At 71.5% G+C, this 19,293-nt stretch carries 20 protein-coding genes; 10 read left to right on the plus strand and 10 right to left on the minus strand.

Annotation, left to right across the window (positions count from 1 at the left end):
- Positions 1–67: 67 nt before the first annotated feature.
- A complete protein-coding gene (gene mce, locus CP981_RS26770) occupies positions 68–508 on the minus strand; it encodes a methylmalonyl-CoA epimerase (RefSeq protein WP_042148823.1) in 441 nt (146 codons plus the stop codon).
- 173 nt (positions 509–681) lie between these two features.
- Here mce and CP981_RS26775 point away from each other — a divergent pair, with 173 nt between their 5' ends.
- Together CP981_RS26775 and meaB are read left to right on the plus strand one after the other, a co-directional pair.
- The gene (locus CP981_RS26775; protein ID WP_085923025.1) at positions 682–1,857 is read left to right on the plus strand and encodes an acetyl-CoA C-acetyltransferase; all 1,176 of its coding nucleotides are present in this window, start codon (positions 682–684) and stop codon (positions 1,855–1,857) included.
- 73 nt (positions 1,858–1,930) lie between these two features.
- Complete coding sequence (gene meaB, locus CP981_RS26780; protein ID WP_085922950.1) at positions 1,931–2,890, plus strand: methylmalonyl Co-A mutase-associated GTPase MeaB; 960 nt, start codon at positions 1,931–1,933, stop codon at positions 2,888–2,890.
- 677 nt (positions 2,891–3,567) lie between these two features.
- Here meaB and CP981_RS26785 read toward each other — a convergent pair.
- Complete coding sequence (locus CP981_RS26785) at positions 3,568–4,269, minus strand: PepSY domain-containing protein (protein ID WP_085922951.1); 702 nt, start codon at positions 4,267–4,269, stop codon at positions 3,568–3,570.
- A 110-nt stretch (positions 4,270–4,379) separates the two neighbouring features.
- Between CP981_RS26785 and CP981_RS26790 the strand changes: the two genes are divergently transcribed.
- Together CP981_RS26790 and CP981_RS26795 are read left to right on the plus strand one after the other, a co-directional pair.
- Positions 4,380–5,096 (plus strand): response regulator transcription factor, encoded by a 717-nt coding sequence (locus CP981_RS26790; RefSeq protein WP_085922952.1) that lies wholly within the window; start codon positions 4,380–4,382, stop codon positions 5,094–5,096.
- A gap of 4 nt (positions 5,097–5,100) precedes the next feature.
- Positions 5,101–6,501 (plus strand): sensor histidine kinase, encoded by a 1,401-nt coding sequence (locus CP981_RS26795; protein ID WP_085923026.1) that lies wholly within the window; start codon positions 5,101–5,103, stop codon positions 6,499–6,501.
- Between the two features lie 59 nt (positions 6,502–6,560).
- Here CP981_RS26795 and CP981_RS26800 read toward each other — a convergent pair whose 3' ends face one another.
- From CP981_RS26800 to CP981_RS26815, 4 genes are all read right to left on the minus strand, one after another.
- Positions 6,561–7,037: a MarR family winged helix-turn-helix transcriptional regulator gene (locus CP981_RS26800; RefSeq protein WP_042148837.1), complete on the minus strand. Its 477-nt coding sequence runs from the start codon at positions 7,035–7,037 to the stop codon at positions 6,561–6,563.
- A gap of 119 nt (positions 7,038–7,156) precedes the next feature.
- A complete protein-coding gene (locus CP981_RS26805) occupies positions 7,157–7,930 on the minus strand; it encodes an AIM24 family protein (RefSeq protein WP_085922953.1) in 774 nt (257 codons plus the stop codon).
- Positions 7,927–8,577, minus strand: a complete 651-nt coding sequence (locus tag CP981_RS26810; RefSeq protein ID WP_085922954.1) for an AIM24 family protein — start codon at positions 8,575–8,577, stop codon at positions 7,927–7,929. Before CP981_RS26810 ends, CP981_RS26805 begins: the two co-directional genes overlap by 4 nt.
- On the minus strand, positions 8,577–9,215 hold the full coding sequence (locus CP981_RS26815) for an AIM24 family protein (RefSeq protein ID WP_085922955.1): 639 nt from the start codon (positions 9,213–9,215) through the stop codon (positions 8,577–8,579). Before CP981_RS26815 ends, CP981_RS26810 begins: the two co-directional genes overlap by 1 nt.
- 245 nt (positions 9,216–9,460) lie before the next feature.
- Between CP981_RS26815 and CP981_RS26820 the strand changes: the two genes are divergently transcribed.
- Both CP981_RS26820 and CP981_RS26825 read left to right on the plus strand, forming a co-directional pair.
- On the plus strand, positions 9,461–9,811 hold the full coding sequence (locus CP981_RS26820) for a DUF3817 domain-containing protein (RefSeq protein WP_085922956.1): 351 nt from the start codon (positions 9,461–9,463) through the stop codon (positions 9,809–9,811).
- Entirely contained in the window at positions 9,808–10,119 is a 312-nt protein-coding gene (locus CP981_RS26825; RefSeq protein ID WP_085922957.1) for an MTH1187 family thiamine-binding protein, read from the plus strand. Before CP981_RS26820 ends, CP981_RS26825 begins: the two co-directional genes overlap by 4 nt.
- Positions 10,120–10,143: 24 nt before the next feature.
- Here the strand turns inward: CP981_RS26825 and CP981_RS26830 are convergent, their stop codons facing one another.
- Entirely contained in the window at positions 10,144–11,130 is a 987-nt protein-coding gene (locus tag CP981_RS26830; RefSeq protein WP_085922958.1) for an ArsR/SmtB family transcription factor, read from the minus strand.
- A gap of 83 nt (positions 11,131–11,213) precedes the next feature.
- Here CP981_RS26830 and CP981_RS26835 point away from each other — a divergent pair, with 83 nt between their 5' ends.
- The 4 genes from CP981_RS26835 to icmA all read left to right on the plus strand — a co-directional run bounded on the left by CP981_RS26835 (position 11,214) and on the right by icmA (position 15,401).
- A complete protein-coding gene (locus tag CP981_RS26835) occupies positions 11,214–12,596 on the plus strand; it encodes an MFS transporter (RefSeq protein WP_085922959.1) in 1,383 nt (460 codons plus the stop codon).
- Between the two features lie 43 nt (positions 12,597–12,639).
- A complete protein-coding gene (locus CP981_RS26840; protein WP_085922960.1) occupies positions 12,640–13,149 on the plus strand; it encodes a MarR family winged helix-turn-helix transcriptional regulator in 510 nt (169 codons plus the stop codon).
- A gap of 59 nt (positions 13,150–13,208) precedes the next feature.
- Positions 13,209–13,541, plus strand: a complete 333-nt coding sequence (locus CP981_RS26845) for a DUF3817 domain-containing protein (protein ID WP_085922961.1) — start codon at positions 13,209–13,211, stop codon at positions 13,539–13,541.
- 159 nt (positions 13,542–13,700) lie between these two features.
- On the plus strand, positions 13,701–15,401 hold the full coding sequence (gene icmA, locus CP981_RS26850) for a coenzyme B12-dependent isobutyryl-CoA mutase large subunit (protein ID WP_085922962.1): 1,701 nt from the start codon (positions 13,701–13,703) through the stop codon (positions 15,399–15,401).
- 130 nt (positions 15,402–15,531) lie between these two features.
- Here icmA and CP981_RS26855 read toward each other — a convergent pair whose 3' ends face one another.
- From CP981_RS26855 to CP981_RS26865, 3 genes are all read right to left on the minus strand, one after another.
- Complete coding sequence (locus CP981_RS26855) at positions 15,532–17,034, minus strand: serine/threonine-protein kinase (protein ID WP_158092615.1); 1,503 nt, start codon at positions 17,032–17,034, stop codon at positions 15,532–15,534.
- Between the two features lie 125 nt (positions 17,035–17,159).
- Positions 17,160–18,563, minus strand: a complete 1,404-nt coding sequence (locus CP981_RS26860; protein ID WP_150522371.1) for a HAMP domain-containing sensor histidine kinase — start codon at positions 18,561–18,563, stop codon at positions 17,160–17,162.
- Positions 18,560–19,276, minus strand: a complete 717-nt coding sequence (locus tag CP981_RS26865) for a response regulator transcription factor (protein WP_085922965.1) — start codon at positions 19,274–19,276, stop codon at positions 18,560–18,562. The genes CP981_RS26860 and CP981_RS26865 overlap by 4 nt, the downstream gene beginning before the upstream one ends.
- Positions 19,277–19,293 lie beyond the last annotated feature (17 nt).

Below are 19,293 nucleotides of genomic sequence, written 5' to 3' on the forward strand. Positions count from 1 at the left end.
GTATGGACCGAGCCCCACTCCCTTACCCCGGCCGAAGCAGCACTCTACCGGCCGGGGAAGGTGAAGGTCAGTGGTCCGTCGGGGTGGTCGGCGCCGCGGTGACGAGTTCGGTGAGCACTCCATGACAATCCTTGGGGTGCAGGAAGGTGATCCGGGAGCCCATCGAGCCGGTCCTGGGCTCGTCGTAGAGCACCCGGACACCCTTGCCCCGGATGGCCTCGGAGTCGCCGTCGACGTCCGCGGTGCCGAAGGCGATGTGGTGCACCCCCTCGCCGTTCTTGGCAAGCCACTTGCCCACCGCGGAGTCCTCGCGGGTGGGCTCCAGGAGCTGCAAATACGAGGCTCCGCCGTCGGAGGTCTCATTGATCTTGAGCATGGCTTCCCGGACTCCCTGCTCCTCGTTGACCTCGGTGTGGAACACCTCGAAGCCATACGTGGCACGGTAGAACTCGACAGTCTTGTCGAGGTCGAAACAGGCGATCCCGATGTGGTCGATTCGCGTCAGCATGGCTCCAGTGCACCGCCCGCACGGCTGGTTACGCAACGTGCGCGCGATCACACCCGCTTGCCGGTGACCCGGCGCGTACCGCTCAGTACATTGACGGGAACCCTCGTTAACTTCCGTGCAAAGGAAGGCCGCACCGCATGTCTGCAACGAACGGCACGAACGGCAGCACCTCAGTGATCGTGGCGGGAGCGCGCACCCCCATGGGCCGGCTCCTGGGATCGCTGCGGACCTTCTCCGGCGCCGACCTGGGCGCCGTCGCCATCAAGGCGGCACTCGACCGGGCGGGCATCGGCGGCGACCAGGTGCAGTACGTGATCATGGGCCAGGTGCTCCAGGCCGGGGCAGGGCAGATCCCGGCACGCCAGGCCGCCGTCAAGGCCGGAATCCCCCTGAACGTCCCCGCGCTGACCGTCAACAAGGTCTGCCTCTCCGGTCTCGACGCCATCGCGCTGGCCGACCAGCTCATCCGCGCCGGCGAGTTCGACGTGATCGTCGCCGGTGGCCAGGAGTCCATGACCAACGCCCCGCACCTGCTCCCGAAGTCCCGTGAGGGATTCAAGTACGGCGCGGTCGAGATGCTTGACGCGATGGCGCACGACGGCCTCACGGACGCCTACGAAGGCATCGCCATGGGCGAGTCGACCGAGAAGCACAACACCCGTTTGGGTATCGCCCGACCGGAGCAGGACGAGATCGCCGCGCGCTCCCACCAGCGGGCCGCCGCCGCCCAGAAGAACGGGCTCTTCGAGGCCGAGATCACCCCCGTGGAGATCCCGCAGCGCAAGGGCGAGCCGGTCCTCTTCAGCCAGGACGAGGGCATCCGCGGCGAGACCACCACGGAGTCGCTCGGCAAGCTCCGCCCGGCCTTCGCCAAGGACGGCACGATCACCGCCGGCACCTCCTCGCAGATCTCCGACGGCGCCGCCGCGGTCGTCGTCATGAGCAAGGCCAAGGCCCAGGAGCTCGGCCTGGAGTGGATCGCGGAGATCGGCGCGCACGGCAATGTCGCGGGCCCGGACAACTCGCTCCAGTCCCAGCCCTCCAACGCCATCAACCACGCCCTGAAGAAGGACGGCCTGGCCGTCGACGATCTTGACCTGATCGAGATCAACGAGGCGTTCGCGGCCGTCGCCGTGCAGTCCATGAAGGACCTCGGAGTGTCCCCGGAAAAGGTGAATGTCAATGGCGGCGCCATTGCGCTGGGTCACCCGATCGGGATGTCCGGCGCCCGGATCGTGCTGCATCTCGCGCTGGAGCTGCGCCGGCGGGGCGGTGGCGTGGGTGCCGCCGCGCTGTGTGGTGGCGGCGGCCAGGGCGACGCGCTGATCATCCGCGTACCGGGTAAGTAAGCAAGAGCCCGTACGCCGGTGCGTACGGGCTCGCCGATTCGCGTCACGAGCGAGCCGAAGGAGCCGAGCGGCGATGGTGGACGTCCCCCAGCTGGTGGAACAGGCGCGGCAGGGCCGGCCGAGGGCCGTGGCACGGCTGATCTCCCTCGTGGAGGGGGCGTCACCGGAGCTGCGCGAGGTGATGGCGGCGCTGGCCCCCCTCACCGGCAACGCGTATGTGGTCGGGCTGACCGGCTCGCCCGGTGTGGGCAAGTCCACCACCACCTCCGCGCTGGTGACGGCCTATCGCAAGACGGGCAAACGGGTCGGCGTGCTCGCCGTCGACCCGTCCTCGCCGTTCTCCGGCGGTGCGCTGCTCGGTGACCGGGTCCGGATGAGCGAACACGCCTCCGATCCCGGGGTCTACATCCGCTCCATGGCCACCCGCGGCCATCTGGGCGGCCTGGCCTGGGCCGCGCCCCAGGCCATCCGCGTCCTGGACGCGGCGGGCTGCGACGTGGTCCTCGTCGAGACGGTCGGCGTCGGCCAGTCCGAGGTGGAGATCGCCTCCCAGGCCGATACGAGCGTGGTGCTGCTCGCACCCGGCATGGGCGACGGCATCCAGGCGGCCAAGGCCGGAATCCTGGAGATCGGCGACGTCTACGTCGTCAACAAGGCGGACCGCGACGGGGCCGATGCGACCGCCCGCGAGCTCAACCACATGCTGGGGCTCGGCGAATCCCGTACGCCGGGTGACTGGCGGCCGCCCATCGTCAAGACGGTCGCGGCGCGGGCCGAGGGCATCGACGAGGTCGTCGAGGCGCTGGAGAAGCACCGGGCCTGGATGGAGGAGCGCGGCGTTCTGGCGCAGCGGCGGCGGTCCCGGGCGGCGCATGAGGTCGAGACGATCGCGGTCACGGCGCTGCGGGAGCGGATCGGTGATCTGCGGGGGGATCAGCGGCTCGATGCGTTGGCCGAGCGCATCGTTGCCGGGGAGACGGATCCTTATCGGGCGGCCGATGAGTTGGTTGATGGGCTGACTAACGGGGGTTGAGGATCCGCCAATCGGCGGGTGCGTGGTCTTTGTCTGCGGGTTCGTTGTGGCTGGGCGCGCAGTTCCCCGCGCCCCTTCGGTGGCGCGGCCGATCCGGCACGTGCTTTCGGTGCGGGTGTGTCTGGGCTGGCGCCTTGCGGGGTCTGTGGTTGCCGCGGGGGCCGGAGGGGACGCACCGGGACCCGTCCTCGGCGCGGGCGACGCGGCTACGTGCGTTTGATTGCCCCGGTGTTTGCTCCGGTCCTGCGGGCGGGCCCCGGTACATCCCCTCCGACCGTCCGGCGTTGCCGACTGCCGGGCGGTGGCACCGTCCGTCACAGACCCCACGATGGCCCGCGCCCGGCCTGTGGGGACCAGATTCCTGTCAAGGGGTGCCGCTGCCTTGCCGTAACGGTCATCGGTACGGCGGGAGAGCCGCGCAAGGACAGTGGTCGGAGGGGATGTCCGGTGAGCCGCCCGCAGGACCCGGAGCGGACAACGGGGCTTAGAACCTCTGGGACCCGCGTCGCCCGCGCCGAGGACGGGTTACCGGGCGTCCCCTCCGACCCCACCACCCACACGTCGTAGGCGAACCGGCCCAAGCCGCCGGCAACCCGCACCCACCCCCAGCCACCGGCAACGCCACAGCCGAAGGCCCCGCCCACAGCAAGGTGGGCGGGGCCTGGTGCGGTGGGTGGTCAGTCGTCCGCGCCGTCGTTGTCGTCGGACTGCGCCGGAACGGCGCTCAGCTTGGCGGTCTGCGGGTCGACCAGCAGCTTGTGCTCCTTGCCGTCCTTGGTGATCGTCTCGACCTCCCAGACCGCCTTGCCGCGGTCGTCGTCGTCCAGGTCGACGGAGGTGACGGTGCCGTGCGAGGCGGCGGTACGGGCGGCCGAGGCGGCGTCGGTGCGGGCGTTCTGGAGCGCGGCGCGCTCCTGGGCGTCGTCGTCATCGTCGGTGTCGACGTGCTGGTTGAGCACCCGCGCGTTGCCGGCGTCGAGGGTGACCTCGTGCCACTTGCCGTCCTTGCCCAGCACGTCCGCCTCCCAGACCAGGCCGGCCCGGTCCGCGTCCAGGTCGAGGCCGGAGACGGTGCCGGGGACGGCCTTCAGGGCGGCGGCCGCGGCGTCCGGCGCGCTGACCTTGGCGGCGCGGGCCTCGCGGCGGTCCTCCTGGCCGTTGGCGTCGTCGTCCTGCATACGGATGCTGGAGCGGCCGTCCTGCACGTGGGCGGTGCCGGAGTCGGCGGCCGCCGTGTCGTGGGCGGCAGACCGGGCCGAGACCGGGGCGCCGGACCGGGCGCTGCCGGAGCCGTCGGCGCTGACCGCGACGGCGGTGACCGTGCCGCCGGCGACGAGGGCGGCCGCGGCGGCGGTGGCGATGATCAGATGGCGCTTCATGTGTGTTCTCCCCTTGCGATCGGCTGTGCCAACACACTGGCGGAACCAAGCTGAAGGGGACCTGAAGGCTCCTGAAGGGGGCTTCAGGAAGGGGATGGCATGGTGAGCGCATGCACCCGCACGTCACGCAGTTCCGCCCGCCCGGCCCCGCCGCACACCGTCCGTACCGGCTCCTGATCGTGGAGGACGAGAAGCGGCTGGCCCTGTCACTGGCCAAGGGGCTGATGGCCGAGGGCTATGCGGTCGATGTGGTGCACGACGGTCTGGCGGGGCTCCACCAGGCGAGTGCGGAGAGCTACGACCTGGTCGTGCTGGACATCATGCTGCCGGGGATGAACGGCTACCGCGTCTGCGGGGCGCTGCGTGCGGCCGGTGATGAGGTGCCGATTCTGATGCTGACCGCGAAGGACGGCGAGTACGACGAGGCCGAGGGGCTGGACACCGGCGCCGATGACTATCTGACCAAGCCGTTCTCGTATGTGGTGCTGGTGGCGCGGGTGAAGGCGCTGTTGCGCAGGCGCGGCCGGACCGCGCCCCCGGTGCTGCGGGTGGGGGCGCTGGCCATCGACCAGGGGGCCCGGCGGGTCGAGCGGGACGGCGCCGAGGTGACGCTGACGACGAAGGAGTTCGCCGTGCTGGAGCAGCTGGCGGTGCGGGCGGGCGAGGTGGTTTCCAAGGCGGAGATCCTGGAGCACGTCTGGGACTTCGCCTATGAGGGCGATGTCAACATCATCGAGGTGTACGTGAGCGCCCTGCGGCGCAAGCTCGGCGCGGGCCACATCGTGACGGTGCGCGGCGCGGGATACCGGCTGGTGGCCGGTGGGTAGCGTGCTGGGCTCGGTACGGGCCAGGGCGGCGGCCGGGGCGACCGTGGTGGTGGCCCTGGCACTGATCGCGGCGGGTACGGCGGTGCTGCTGGTGCTGCGCGGCAATCTCCAGAACCAGGCGGGGCTGGAGGCGGAGGTCGCGGCGCGTGAGGTGGCCGTGCAGATCGCGACGGGAACGCCGTACGACAAGCTGGATCTGCCGGACGGCGAGGAGCATCCGGTGGTGGTCGCCGCCGAGGACGGGCGGGTGCGGGCGGTCGGTGAGGACGTGCGGGCCGTCGACGGGAAGCGGGTGGGCGCCGCCCAGGGGGCGGGGAGCGTCGCGCCGCCGGCGGCGGAGGACGAGGACGACGAGGACGACGACCGTGCGCTGAAGCCGGGTGAGGTCGATGACGACGTCCGGTACCGGGACGGGACCGCGGATGTCGACGGGACGGTGGCCGACTACCGGTTCGCGGTGATCGAGGCCAAGGACACCCGCGGTGAGCAGGCGACGGTGCGCGCGGGGGCGGCGCTGGCGCCGGAACAGGACGCCGTCGGATCGGTGCGGGACGCCATGCTGCTGGGGCTGCCGCTGCTGCTCGTGGTGGTCGCGGGGGTGACCTGGCTGGTGACCCGGCGGGCGCTGCGGCCGGTGGAGGGGATCCGCGGGGAGATGGCCGCGATCACGGCGAGTACGGATCTGAGCCGGCGGGTGCCGGTGCCGTCGTCGAAGGACGAGATCGGCCGGCTGGCCCGGACGACCAACGAGACGCTGGCGGCGCTGGAGTCGGCCGTGGAGCGCCAGCGGCGGTTCGTCGCGGACGCCTCGCACGAGCTGCGCAGTCCGATCGCGAGCCTGCGGACGCAGCTGGAAGTGGGGGTGGCCCACCCGGAGTTGCTGGATGTGCCGGGCGCGGTGGAGGACACCGTACGGCTCCAGCGGCTGGCGGCCGATCTGCTGCTGCTGGCCCGGCTGGACGCGGGGGAGCGGCCGGGCGGGACCCGGGTGGATCTGGCGGCGATGGTGCGCGAGGAGAGTTCGCAGCGGGTCGCGGACCGGGTGCCGGTGCGGACCGGGGAGCTGGCGAGCGCGGAAGTGGCGGGATCCCGCGGCCAGTTGGGCCGGGTGCTGGGGAATCTGCTGGACAACGCGCAGCGGCATGCCGTCGCATCCGTGCGGGTGGCCGTGGTGCGCGAGGGGGAGTGGGCGGTGCTGCGGGTCGAGGACGACGGGCCCGGGGTGCCGGAGAGCGAGCGGGAGCGGATCTTCGAGCGGTTCGTCCGGCTCGATGACGCCCGGGCCCGGGACGACGGCGGGGCCGGGCTGGGGCTGGCCATCGCGCGGGATGTCGCGGTGCGGCACGGGGGTTCGCTGGCGGTGCGCACGGGCTCGGTGTTCGAGCTGCGGCTGCCGGTGGCCTGATGCCCGGCGCGGCCCCGGCGGCGCGGCCCCGGCCCGGTCAGGGGGCCGAGGCCGGCCGGTCAGAGGCCGCCGCGCTCCTTGCGGAGGTGCTCGGCCACCGGAGTGAGCGAGCTGCGCAGCGCCTGGAGGTCCTCGGACGTGAAGAGGTCGATGAAGTGCTTGCGGACCGAGGCGACATGGTGCGGGGCGACCCGGCGCATGGTGTCCCAGCCTTCGTCGGTGAGGACGGCGTAGAGGCCACGGCGGTCCGACTCGCAACTCTCCCGGCGCACCAGCCCGGCGTTCTCCATCCGGGTGATCTGGTGGGAGAGACGGCTCTTGGACTGGAGGGTGCTGGCTGCCAGGTCGCTCATCCGGAGGCGTCGGTCCTCGGCCTCGGAGAGGTTGACCAGGATCTCGTAGTCGTTGTTCGTCAGGCCGAACGGTTGCAGATCCCGCTCGAGTTGGTGCATCAGCAGCCTGCTGACATCGAGGTGGGTGCGCCAGGCACACTGCTCCTGGTCGGTCAGCCAGGGGGTGTCGCTGTCGGTCGTCATGGAGTGAATTCTACCCGTAAAAGTTGAATATCGAATTAATCATGCCGGGGGTGGCGCCTCGCCCGGCCGGGAGCCGGTTGTTGGTCAGACGTTCGAGGTCACCGTCCGCAGAGTACCGCTCACAGCCCGAAGTGGCGCTGGAGGCTCCCGAGGTTGCCGGGGAGCTGGGGCAGTTGTGAGCCACTTTGCGGGACGTGTCCGCCCCCGCCCGGAACGCCCGCTTCGGTGGGCACCGCGCCGGTCGCCAGCTCCGGCATCAGCTGCTCCGTCGACTGGAGCAGGACCGTGCCGGCCCCGACGAACTCGAATTGGTGCTCCTCTCCGGACGCCCCGCCGATACCGGTGTGCGCCCGCAGCCCGCCCAGGAATCCTTGCAGGTACTGGTGGTCGTAGTGGTGGCACGGGGAGGGGCAGTCCGCCCAGCCGACGAGCGCCTGCGGGTCCACCCGGATCGGCGGCTCCATGAACACCACCGGGCCGTTGGACGCGGCCACGAACTTGCCCGTGCCGATGAGGGTGAGAAAGCCCGGGATGATCGACTGCTTCAGCGACAGAGATGGCTGAAATGCGAGCAAGTTGCCCGAGCGAATCGTCAGGTTGCCGTCCTCCAGGTCGAAGGAGTTCACATCGAAGGCACGGTCCGCGAGCAGCATCTTTCCCCGGCCCTCGGCGACGACCCAGTCCGCGGCGTGCAGTGGCGAATGGAAACTCCCGGCGATCAGGCGGTCCAGGCGGCCGTGCCCGATGCCATGGAAGTCGATCTGCCCGTAGTAGGCGATCATCTTCCCCTTCTGGAGGAACCACTGGCCGTCCAGCTCGACGCTGAAGGCATACGCGTGGACGTTGTCGTCGGCGGGGAGCGAATGGACGTCGTGGACGACGGGACCGGTCACAGCTTTTCCTCCGACGCCTGTACGTAGACGGTGCCCTGGCCCGACAGCTCCAGCTGGAAGGCCTCGCCCGAGCCGCGGCCGACCATGTCGCGCCAGCCGAGCGCCGTGGACAATTTGTTGCGGACGTCGCCGCGGTGGGCGACATAGGCCTGCGGGTCGACATGGACCGGGCGCTGGGGCGTGATCGGGAGTTCGATCACCCCGCCGTGCGCCATCACCGCGGCCGAGCCGACGCCCTTGAGGGTCGTGGTGAACAGGCCCTGGCCGGTGACCTGGCCGCGCACCATGCCCATCACGCCGCCCTGCGAGCCCATGAACATCGTGCCCTGCTGGAGCCCGCCGTCGAAGGCCAGCAGCCGGTCGGCCTCGACGTAGAGCGTCTCGCCGGTCAGGTCGACGACGTGCACATGATGGCCGCCGTGGCCGAACATGACCGTCCCGGTGCCCTCGACGGTCATCAGGGGCGTGGCCTCACCGGCGATCCGGCGGCCGATCATCGAGCCGATACCGCCCTGGCCGCCCTGGAGGTTCGGGGTGAAGGAGACCTCGCCGCGGTAGGCGAGCATCGCGCCGCGCTGGCTGAACAGCCGCTGGCCCGGGCCGATCCTGGCCTCCACCATGCGGGAGTTGAGTGTCGTGAACGGCATCAGACCTCACCGCCCACGGTGTTGCGCTCGCTGGGCTGGACGTACACCAGGCCCTCGCCCTCGAAGCGGATCTGGAAGGCCTCGCCGGAGCCCTCGCCGATGAAGGTGCGGAAGTTCACCCCGGACTGAAAGTGCTGCTTGAGGTCGCCGGTGTGGGCGACATAGGCGCCCGGGTCGACCTGAAGGGGGTACTGCTTGGTCACCCGCAGCACCACCGCGGGGCCGTCGGAGGTGATCGCCGCCTGGCCGCTGCCCTCGACGGTGGTGGTGAACAGGCCGTTGCCCTGGGAGGCGCCGCGCAGGCCGGTGAAGCTCGTGCCCGTACGGAGCGCGGCGTCCGTGCACAGCAGATTGCTGGCCTCCACGAACAGCTTCTCGCCCTGCAACTGCACCAGGTTGATCTCGCTCGCGCGATCGGCGAAGTAGCAGGTGCCGTGGCCCTTCACCTCCATCACGGCCATCTGCTCACCCGTGAGCCGCCGGGTGACCATGCCGCGCAGGCCCTCGCCGCCGCCGGACATCTTCTTGAACGCCATCTGGCCGTCGTACGCGACCATCGCACCGTTTTTCGCCTTGACGGCGTCGCCGGTCATGTCGACGGCGAGCACCTTGCTCCCCTGGAGCCGAAACTGAGCCACGGATCAGACCGTAGTCGGCCGGAGCCGCGCGGGGCAGGTCCTTTGTCCCTGATATCGCCCTGAATCTCGTGCCGCGCGCCGGTCTGTCGGCCCTTGCCTCCCCCCGGCGCAGCGATCGCCGAGGCGGCTGTAACAATGGGGCGAAGTTTGTGAACTCTTGCACAAGCCCACCCGTCGCCCGACCTCCACCCCCAGAAGACGGCGCTGCGCGCCGACCGCCCATCTGCCACCCGAACGAGGTTCCCGTGGACATCAAGACCGCCGCCGCCCTGCACCGACTGCGCCTGGCCTCCATTCCCGAGGCCATCTCCTTCCCGGCGCTGCTGATCTTCGGCACCGGCTTCCGTCTGGCCTTCGACTACGACTCGCTGGTGATGCCGCTCGGCCTGATCCACGGCCTGCTCTTCATCACCTACGTGGTGCTGCTGCTGGACGTGTGGAACCGCACCAAGTGGCCGGTCAAGCGCGTCGCCTTCTTCTTCGTGCTGGCGATCCTGCCGTTCGGCGGCCTCTTCGGGGACCGGATCCTCAAGCGCGAGGAGGAGGCCGGAGTGATCGCGGCCCGCGCCCGCAAGGAAGGGGTCGTGAACGTATGATCGTCGCCTTCTCCGTCAGCCCGCTGGGCGTCGGCGAGGACGTCGGTGAGTATGTCGCCGACGCGGTCCGGGTCGTCCGCGAGTCCGGGCTGCCGAACCGTACGGACGCCATGTTCACCTCCATCGAAGGTGAATGGGACGAGGTCATGGACGTCGTCAAGCGCGCGGTCGCGGCCGTCGAGGCCCGCTCCGGGCGGGTCTCGCTGGTGCTGAAGGCCGACATCCGGCACGGCGTCACCGACGGACTGACCTCGAAGGTCGAGACCGTGGAGCGGTATCTCGGCGAGGACGGCACGCCCCGGGGCTGACCGTCCCCGGGCGCCCGCCGGGCGTCAGCCACCCGCCGCCAGGGCGATCCCCAGCGGGGTGCGCTCGTACCGCACCTGATGCCCGTGCCGGCGCGAGACCAGCAGACCGGCGTCGCGCAGCACGGACAGATGCTCCGAGACGGAGGACGGCGCCAGGCCGAGGCGGTGGGCCAGGGCCGTCGTGGTCGACGGGGCGTCGAGCGCGGCCAGTACGGCCGCGCGGTTCGCCCCCAGCAGCCGGGCCAGCGCCGGGCCGGTCTCCGGCTCGGTCCACAGCCCGCCGATCCCGCGCGCCGGGTAGATCACGGTGGGCTGCCACGGCGGATCGAACCCGCTGACCACGTCCGGCCACACGAAGACGCTGGGCAGCAGCAGCACCCCGCGGCCGTCCAGATCCTGCATCTGGGCGAAGTCGGTACGGGTGCGGACCGTCAGGGTGTCGCCCGACCAGGACAGCCGCGGATGCAGATCGGCGAACAGCCGCTGGAGGCCGCCGCCCGCCAACTGCCGCGACCGGTAGGCGATCTCGGCCTCCAGCAGGGCCCGCAGCCGTGGCCAGTCCGGTGCGAGCAGCGCCCGCCAGGCCCGTTCGGTGACATCGGCCAGCTCCTGGACGGCCCGGGCCGGATCGGCCAGCGCCGCCCGGCCGCGCGCCGACTCCGCCGCCTCCGGCCTGCTCGCCAGCGACTTGGCCATCTCGGCGCGGGCCAGCGCCGGGTCGGTCGCGCGCAGCCGCGCCAGCTCCTCGTCGAAGCCGGCCATCGGGGTGTCCGGCGGGCGGCCCAGGAAGTCAGGTGTGTAACCCGGGGGGACCGACGGCATGAAGAGCCACAGCGGCGTCAGGTCCAGCCCGGCCAGCGTCTGGCGCATCCGGCGCAGCCACGGCGCGTGATAGCCGTGCCGGTCGGCGCGGCGCAGGGTCCGTACGGCCTCATGGGTCTCGCACAGCGGGGAGACCGCGAAGCGGATGCGGAGCAGGTCATCGGCGCCGAAATGCAGGTTCACCGGCACGGCCGCACGCTCCCCCCGGAGGCCAGGATTCGGCTGGAGCCGAAAGAATACGGGGCGGCGCCGGGCTCCGGCAGGCTGCGGACATGCCCTCGCCCTCCGGGCCCGCGCCGTCGGGCCGCCTTCCCGCCTGCCCTGATGAGGGCGCCGCCGACGCCGGGCCGTACACCGGTGCGGCCCGCCCGGACGGCTATCGCGCCGTCTTCGCCGTCCCCGAGTTCCGGCACGTCTTCGCCGCGCATCTGCTGTCCTCGCTCGGCGTGGTCGTCTGCGAGATCGCGCTGTCCGTCCTCGTCTTCGGGCTCACCGCGTCGCCGCTGCTCAGCGCCCTGACCTTCGCGCTGGGGCTGCTGCCGTACGTGGTCGGCGGGACGCTGCTGTCGGCGGTCGCCGACCGGTATCCGGCCCGGGGGGTGCTGGTCGGCTGCGATCTGCTGTGCGCGCTGGCGGCGGCGGGGATGGTGGCGCCGGGCACCCCGGTCGTGGTGCTGCTGGTGCTGCGCTGTGTGCTCGCGGCCATCGCGCCGGTCTTCGCCGGGACCCGGGCCGCGACCCTGGGGGAGATCCTCGGCGAGGGGGAGCTGTTCGTCCTGGGGCGCTCGGTGATCCGCATCGTGAACCAGAGCGCGCAGCTCGCCGGGTTCGCCGCGGGGGGCCTGCTGCTCACCGTGGTGTCCCCGGCGGCGGTGCTCGCGCTCACCGGCGGTGCGTTCCTCGCGTCGGCGCTGCTGCTGCGGCTGGGGACCCTTGCGCGTCCGGCGCGGGACGCTGCTCCGGGCGCGGCGCGCGGGGCGCTGCTGGCGGCCTCGCTGGGCGGGGCCCGGCTGCTGCTGGCCGACCGCCGGGTGCGGGCGCTGCTGCTGCTCACGTGGCTGCCGCCGGCGTTCGTCGTGATCCCCGAGGCGCTGCTGGTCCCCTATGCCGGCCTGCTCGGCACCGGGCCGGCCGGTATGGGGCTGCTGATGTGCAGCATGCCCATCGGTGCGGTGCTCGCCGAGAGCCTGGTGGGCACGTTCCTCGGGCCGCGGGCCCGCACCCGGCTGACCTTCCCCATGGGCGTCTTCGCGGTGCTGCCCTCGCTCGGCTTCGCCGCACAGCCCTCGCTCGGCTGGGCGGTGCTGCTGCTCGCCCTGACCGGCACCGGGATCTCGTACAACTTCGGCGTCGACCGCTGGTTCGTCGCCGCGGTCCCCGACGCCCTGCTGGGCCGGGCGATGACGGTGATGCAGGCGGGGCGGATGACGGTGATGGGCCTGGCGATGGCGCTGGCCGGGGTCGCCGCGGAGTACGCGCCGCTGCGGCTCGTGATGCCCGCGGCGGGGGTGCTGGGGGCGGTCTGTGTAGTGGCGGTGATCTTCGAGGTGCGGCGTACGGAGCCGGGGCCGGATCGAACCTTCCCCGGGCCGGACCGGACGTCCCCCGGGCCGGTGCGCGGACCGGCCGGACCGGCGGCCCGGACCGAAAAATGAGACGCGGCTGACCACCATATGGCCGCCCGGTAGGGTCGGACGCGTGCCGAAGCCGCTCAGCCTTGCTTTCGATCCCATCGCGCGCGCCGATGAACTGTGGCAGCAGCGATGGGGCGCTGTGCCCTCGATGGCCGCGATCACCTCGATCATGCGCGCCCATCAGATCCTGCTGGCCGAAGTGGACGCGGTGGTCAAACCGTACGGGCTGACCTTCGCCCGTTATGAGGCGCTGGTGCTGCTGACCTTCTCCAAGGCGGGCGAGCTGCCGATGTCGAAGATCGGCGAGCGGCTGATGGTGCACCCCACCTCGGTGACCAACACCGTCGACCGGCTGGTGAGGTCCGGGCTCGTCGCCAAGCGGCCGAATCCGAACGACGGGCGGGGCACGCTCGCCACCATCACGGACAAGGGCCGCGAGGTGTGTGACGCGGCCACCCGCGACCTGATGGCGATGGACTTCGGGCTCGGGGCCTATGACGCCGAGGAGTGCGCGGAGATCTTCGCGCTGCTGCGGCCGCTGCGGGTGGCGGCGGCGGACTTCAAGGACGAATAGGGCGGCGTCCGGAGGGGGGCGGCGAAGATCGCCCCGGAACGGCTGGTTACCCTCGGGGCATGAAGCGAAGCGTCCTGACCCGCTACCGGGCGATGGCCTACATCACCGCGGTGATGCTGCTGGTGCTCTGTACCTGCATGGTTTTCAAGTACGGCTTCGGGATGGGCAAGGACCTGACCCTCGTCGTCTCCCAGATCCACGGCGTGCTCTACATCATCTATCTGGTCTTCGCCTTCGACCTGGGCTCCAAGGCCAAGTGGAAGTTCGGCAAGCTGCTGTGGGTGCTGATCTCGGGCACCATCCCGACCGCGGCGTTCTTCGTGGAGCGCCAGGTGGTGCGGGAGGTCGAGCCGCTGATCGCCGGTGACGCTCCGGAGCCGGTGAAGGCCTGAGGGCCGCCCGGGAAACCCTGCGGAACGCGCCTGTCCCTCTGAGGGGCGGGCGCTTTTGCGCTCCCCGCACCCTTACGGACAGTGACTATCACCACGCATAGGGCGACTCAGGGGCCTCTCCCGTCGACAACTACTAGGACGTCCTAGTAAATTCAAGGTATGGACGCTGACGCGATCGATGAGGGCCGCCGCCGCTGGCAGGCCCGGTACGACTCCGCCCGTAAGCGGGATGCGGACTTCAGCACGCTTTCGGGTGACCCTGTGGAGCCGGCGTACGGGCCCCGGCCCGGGGACTCGGTCGAGGGGTTCGAGCGGATCGGGTGGCCGGGCGAGTTCCCCTTCACGCGAGGGCTGTATCCCACCGGCTACCGGGGGCGGACGTGGACGATCCGCCAGTTCGCGGGCTTCGGCAACGCCGAGCAGACCAACGAGCGCTACAAGATGATCCTCAAGGCGGGCGGCGGCGGCCTCTCCGTCGCCTTCGACATGCCGACCCTCATGGGCCGCGACTCCGACGACCCGCGCTCGCTGGGCGAGGTCGGGCACTGCGGTGTCGCCATCGACTCGGCCGCCGACATGGAGGTGCTGTTCCAGGACATCCCGCTCGGTGATGTCACGACCTCCATGACGATCAGCGGTCCCGCCGTACCGGTCTTCTGCATGTATCTGGTGGCCGCCGAGCGGCAGGGCATCGACCCGGGTGTCCTGAACGGCACGCTCCAGACGGACATCTTCAAGGAGTACATCGCGCAGAAGGAGTGGCTCTTCCAGCCGGAGCCTCATCTGCGGCTGATCGGCGACCTGATGGAGCACTGCGCCCGCGGCATCCCCGCGTACAAGCCGCTCTCGGTCTCCGGCTACCACATCCGCGAGGCGGGCGCGACGGCCGCGCAGGAGCTGGCGTACACGCTGGCCGACGGCTTCGGCTATGTGGAGCTGGGACTCTCCCGCGGGCTGGACGTCAACACCTTCGCCCCCGGCCTGTCCTTCTTCTTCGACGCGCATCTGGACTTCTTCGAGGAGATCGCCAAGTTCCGCGCCGCGCGCCGTATCTGGGCCCGCTGGATGCGCGATGTATACGGCGCCACGAGCGAGAAGGCGCAGTGGCTGCGCTTCCACACCCAGACCGCCGGGGTCTCGCTGACCGCCCAGCAGCCGTACAACAACGTCGTCCGTACCGCCGTCGAGGCCCTGGCGGCCGTGCTCGGCGGCACGAACTCGCTGCACACCAACGCCCTGGACGAGACCCTGGCGCTGCCCAGTGAGCAGGCCGCGGAGATCGCGCTGCGCACCCAGCAGGTGCTGATGGAGGAGACCGGCGTCGCCAATGTCGCGGACCCGCTGGGCGGTTCGTGGTTCATCGAGTCGCTCACCGACCGGATCGAGGCGGACGCCGAGAAGATCTTCGACCAGATCAAGGAGCGCGGCCGGCGCGCGGTGCCGAACGGTGAGCACCCGATCGGCCCGATGACCTCCGGCATCCTGCGCGGCATCGAGGACGGCTGGTTCACCGGCGAGATCGCCGAGTCCGCCTTCCAGTACCAGCAGGCGCTGGAGAAGGGCGACAAGAAGGTCGTCGGCGTCAACTGCCACCACGGCTCGGTCACCGGTGATCTGGAGATCCTGCGGGTCAGCCACGAGGTCGAGCGGGAGCAGGTGCGGGTGCTCGCGGACCGTAAGGCGGCGCGGGACGACGCCCGGGTCCAGGCCTCGCTGAAGGCGATGCTGGAAGCCGCCCGGACCGGCGGCAACATGATCGAGCCGATGCTGGAGGCCGTACGGGCCGAGGCGACGCTCGGCGAGATCTGCGGTGTGCTGCGGGACGAGTGGGGCGTGTATACGGAGCCGGCCGGATTCTGAGGCCAGGCCAGGAGGCCAGGAGGGACGTCCCCTCCCCCCGGGGCGCGGGGCGGCAGGCATGGGCCTGCTGCCCCGTACGGCTGCCGGGCCACGGAGCGCCGCCCGACTCACCGGTGGCGGTACGGCGCCGTCAGCCCGCGGCGGGAAGCGACTGGTAGCGGCTGCCCGCGAAACGCCGCAGTGCGGTATCGAGGCCGTCCAGGCGGGCGCTCGTCTCGTTCTTCGCGGGGGAGACGAGCGTGCACTTCAGCACACCCGTCCCGGCGTGGAGCGGGGAGGGGACCCGGGTGGCCGTTCCCTCTGCGAGGGCCGCCGTCAGGGCGATGCTGCGCCTGTTCCGCTTTCCGGTGAGCGTGACGGAGGAGATGTCCCGCCAGGGCACCGTGACCATGTGCGGGCCGTGCCGCACAAAGAGCCCGTCCGCTCCGACCCGCAGTGCCCTGGGGCCGAGGAGTGGCAACGAAACCATCACCCCGTAGAGCAGATGCAGCAGCATGACGAAGAGCGTCAACACGAACGCGGGCGCCGGCGCCTGGGCCATCTCTCCGACCAAGTCCAGGAAGCCGGCGATCGTCAACGCCGAAACAGCCGGCCATTTCAGGCGGCGCCAGACCGCCGCGCGGCCCCATTTCTCCACGGTGAACGGGGGGAGGGCGGCCGGTGGTTGGGCAACCGGCCGATGCCCGAGCGGTGCCGCCACGGGCGGCTCGGCTGTGGCTGTCGGGCTCGCAGGCTGCGGTCCGGTGGCCGCCAGGGCATCCGCGTCGGAAACGGTCTCCGCCACGGGCCTCGGCGCGATGCGCGGGTCGGGGACCGTCGCGCGCGCTGCGCCCGCGAGGCGTGCGAGGAGCGCGTCGGCGGTGGGACGGCCCTCCGGAGACTTGTGCAGACAGTCCTGCACCAGCCCCCGCAGTCCGTCCGGCACGGCGCTGAGATCGGGTGCCTCGTACACCACCCGGAACAACAGCGCGTGGGAGGCCCCGTCACCGAAGGGCCCTGCGCCGGTGACCGCGTAGGCGAGCAGGGAGCCGAGCGAGAAGACATCCGAGGGCGGGCCCACCGGCTGCCCCAGTGCCTGCTCCGGCGACATGAAGCCAGGTGTGCCCATGACGGTCCCGGCCTTGGTCAGATCGGTACCGTCGCTGGTCTCCAGGGCCTTGGAGATGCCGAAGTCGATGACCCTCGGACCGTCGTCGACGAGCAGGACATTGGAGGGCTTGAGGTCGCGGTGGACCAGGCCGCCTCGGTGGAACGAGGCGATGGCCTCGGCCAGTCCCGTGCCGAGCCTGCGCACCTCGGACTCGTCCAACGGGCCCTGCTGGATGACGTGCTCGTCGAGCGAGGGGCCTTCGACGTACTGGCTTGCGATCCACGGCATGGTGGCGTCCGGGTCCGCGTCGACGACCGGCGCGGTCCAGAAGCCGCCCGCCCGCATCGCGAGCTTGGCCTCGCGCCGGAACCTGTCGCGAAAACCGGGCGTGGCCGCCAGATCCTCCCGTACGACCTTCACGGCGACCCGCCGTCCCGTCACGGATTCTCCGACGAACACCCGGCCCATCCCGCCCGAGCCCAGACGTCCCAGCAGCTGATACGGTCCGGCGGCCCGTGGGTCCGCAGCTTCCAACGGCTCCATCAAGCTCCCCATCCACCACACCCGGATTTTCCGAGGTCTCACCCTAGGCGGTGTCCACCCGATCATCGCGTCGTGGGTGCGTGCGTGGGAACGGGGGGATTTCTGACGTGGCCCTGGGGCGTGTCCTAGGCCGCCGGCCGCGGAATCCGCAGCCGGAAGAGCGCCCCGCCCCCCGGCGCCCGCTCGGCGGTGAGGTCGGCCCCGTGGGCGCGGGCGATCTGGCGGGCCATCGCCAGGCCCAGCCCGGAGCCGGGCAGGGCGCGGGCCGCCTTCGCACGGTAGAAGCGGTCGAAGACATGGGGCAGATCGCCGGCCTCGATGCCGGGGCCGTGGTCGCGCACGGTCAGCTCCAGCGCGCCCGGTACGCCGCAGAGCGCGGTCTCGACCGGGCCGCCCGGCGGGGAGAACTTCGCGGCGTTGTCCAGCAGGTTGGACAGCAGCCGGGCCAGGCGGGGCGGCACTCCGGGGACCGTGGTGTCCGCCGCGGCCGGGTCGATGGCGGCGGTGAAGGTGAGCTCCGGCCAGTGCTCGCGGGCCGCGCCCACGGCGTGCTCCAGGAGGGCGGCCGGGCGTACCTGTTCGACCAGCGGCTGGGGTTCCTCGTCACGGGCGAGTTCGATCAGGTCGTTGACGAGTGTGGTGACCTCGCGCAGCTGGCGGCCCAGGGCGGCCGAGGCGCGGTCGCGCTGGGCGTCGGTCAGCCGGTCGGCGCGGGCCAGGAGTTCGGCGTTGGTGCGAAGCGCGGTGAGCGGGGTGCGCAGCTCGTGGGAGGCGTCGGCGACCAGCCGGCGCTGGGCGGTGACGGACTGCTCCAGTTCGGCGAGCATGGTGTTGAAGCTGGTGGCGAGCCGGGTGATCTCGTCCTCCCGGGCGGCCGGTCCCGCGGGGAGTTCGATGCGATGGCGGGCGTCGCGGGTGGCGGCGATGCGCTCCGCGGTGGCGGTGAGCCGGGCGACCGGGGCCAGGCCCGTACGGGACACCCAGTAGCCCAGCGCGGCGGCCAGCAGGACGCCGGCGCCGCCGACCGCGGCCAGCGCCCAGGCGGCCTGTTCCACGCCCCGGTCGACGGTGTCGGAGCGCTGGGCGACCTGGAGCGCCTCGTCCTTGTCCCCGAGGCGGGTGGTGAGCATCAGGACCGGCCGGCCGGCCACCTTCTGCCGCTCGTAGAACGCGGGGCTCCGGCCGTCGGCGACCTGCCGGGTGGCGTCGGAGACGGGCAGCACATACGGCTTGCGCGGGTCCTTGGCGGGGTCGGACGGCACGATCTGGACGCAGGACGAGGCCGGGTACTGGCAGAGGGTGTCACTGGGCGTCGGGCCCCAGTCGTGGCGGTCCCGGATCATCTGGGTGGCCGTCTGGGTCAGGGTCAGCTTCAGCTGACGGGTCATCTGGTAGTCGATGACGGTGAACGCCGCGGCGCAGACACCGATCGCCACCAGCGCCACTGCGGCGGAGGCCGCCAGGGCCAGCCGGGCGCGCAGCGGACGGCGCCGCCGCCAGCGGGCCCCCAGCCCGCGGGTGCCGGTCACGCGCCCTCCGCGGGGCCCAGGCGGTAGCCGATGCCGTGCACGGTGTGGACGAGCCGCGGCTCGCCGCCCGCCTCCAGCTTGCGGCGCAGATAACCGATGTACACGGCCAGTGAGTTGGAGTCCGGGCCGAAGTCGCGGCCCCAGACGCGCTCCAGGATCATCTCGCGCGGCAGCACCTGCCCGGGGTGCAGCAGCAGCAGTTCCAGCAGCGCCCATTCGGTGCGGCTGAACTCCAGGGGGCGGCCCGCCCGGTGGCCGGAGCGGGTCACCGGGTCGACGACCAGATCGCCGAAGGAGAGCTGGGTGTCCTCCACCGCCGTGGTGGAGGCCCGGCGCAGCAGGGCCCGGATACGGGCCACCAGCTCGTCCAGCGCGAACGGTTTGACGAGATAGTCGTCGGCGCCGGCGTCCAGCCCGTCGACCCGTTCGCTGACCGAGTCCAGCGCGGTCAGGACCAGGATCGGGGTGCGGTCGTCCAGCGCGCGCAGCCGGCGGCAGACGGCCAGGCCGTCCAGGACGGGCATCAGCACGTCCAGGACGAGGGCGTCCGGCTGCCAGGCGGCGACCTCGGAGAGGGCGGCCAGGCCGTCGGGGGCGCCGCGTACCGCATAGCCCTCCACGGCGAGGCCGTCCTCGACGGCGGCACGCACCTCGGGTTCGTCGTCGACGACGAGGATCTTGGGGGCGGGGGTGTTCCCGGGCGTGGGCGGCATGGACACAGGCTGCCAAA

The sequence above is a fragment of the Streptomyces platensis genome, assembly GCF_008704855.1.
GTDB lineage: Bacteria > Actinomycetota > Actinomycetes > Streptomycetales > Streptomycetaceae > Streptomyces > Streptomyces platensis.